Source organism: Phycisphaerae bacterium, assembly GCA_012729815.1.
Taxonomy (GTDB): domain Bacteria; phylum Planctomycetota; class Phycisphaerae; order JAAYCJ01; family JAAYCJ01; genus JAAYCJ01.
Window position 1 is genome coordinate 1 of sequence record JAAYCJ010000151.1, and the last position, 1,531, is coordinate 1,531.

The window sequence follows — 1,531 nt, forward strand, 5'->3', positions numbered from 1 at the left end:
ATCCGCTACAACTATCCGGGCATGTTTCGCCACTTCAGCAAGCCGGACTACTACCACTATTGGAACCGGCCGTGCCATCACCTGACCGGCTTGTATCGCGACATCCATCTGCAGGTCAGCGGGAAGACCGCCATCGACGAGGTGTTCGTGCGGACCTCGGTACGCGAGATGCGACTCGAAGCCGACGTCGCGTTTGCTAACGTTCCCGCCGACGGTGCGACGGCCTTCGCCTCGGTCCGCGACGGCGGTAAGACCGTGCTGGACCTGGGCCGTCTTGAGGTCGAGGCCGCCGATCCGAAGGTCACCTTCGCCAAAGGCTGGGACGATCCAACGCTCTGGGAGCCGTCGAACCCTTACCTCTATCATCTGCAGGTCGAACTGAAGGACAAATCCGGCATGCTGCTGGACCGGCGCTTCACCCGATTCGGCTTCCGCGAGTTCTGGATCGACGGGCCCGACTTCGTCTTCAACGGCCAGAAACCGTTCATGCTCCAGAACGCGGTCATCCACGCCAACTATCTGCCCATGCACCGCAACCACATCCGCGGGCTCTATCAGGATTTCAACCAGCAGGGCAACATCAACATCATCCGCTGGCACGTCACCGGCAGCATCTTTCCCGAGATCGCCGAAATCGCCGACGAGATGGGCATGATGCTTCAGCCGGAGGACGTCGCCCAGCCCGTGCCAATGACCGAACAGGGAATCGTCGATCTGGACCAATGGCGGACGCGGACCGTCGATCGGGCGGTCGCCGCGTTCAAACGCATGCGCAACAGCCCGTCGGTCGTGATGTGGTCGGCGGACAACGAGCACACCGTCTGCACCCAGCCCGACCAGGTCGGCCCGACCGACCGATCCGTGGTCGAGGCCCTGCTCCGCCTCAACGCCGCCGTCAAGCGGATGGACCCGACCCGCCCCATCGTCAACAACGGCGACTCGACCATCGCCCTGCTGGACTACTGGAAAGACCCGCGCGTCGATACCATCGACGGCCATTACGTGCCGATCAACTTCTTCGTCGACTGGCAACGGCGCTTCGGCAAACCCTGCACCACCGGTGAGGAATCGATGGGCGGACCGTTCGGCTGGACCTACCAGGGCGAGAGCCAGGGCTACCTCGGCCGCGGCGAAGATCCCGGCCCGTACTTCTACAAAGCCGTCAACGCGGCGGCGAACTATCTGAGCGATCGAATCCGATCGTGGAAGAACCTGGGCCTGCCTGGCATCTGCCCCTTCGCCTTCACCCTCCGCTACAACCCCTGCCTGCTCGCCTGGGACGGCGTCCACTACGGCGGGGCCACCCCGGATGTTCCCTGGCCGGCCCTCTCCGGCGAAGGCCCCAAGCCGCTGCGCTACGGCTATGACTGGGGATTCAGTTACAACTTCTTCGACCCGTCCGCCCCGAACATCTATCTGCGGACCTGGAACGCGGTGCGCGACAGCTTCGACGAGACGCCCAGGCTCGAACCGCGCCTCTCGCCCGAAGTCATCGTCGAACTGCTCGACGCCGACGGCCAACCGATCGCCG

The 1,531-nt window shown here is 64.0% G+C and carries 1 protein-coding gene; it reads left to right on the plus strand.

All coding sequences use genetic code 11. The annotated features are described in order from the left end of the window. Positions 1-1,531, plus strand: a 1,531-nt coding sequence (locus tag GXY33_10365) for a hypothetical protein (GenBank protein ID NLX05537.1), incomplete at both ends; no start/stop codon positions are given.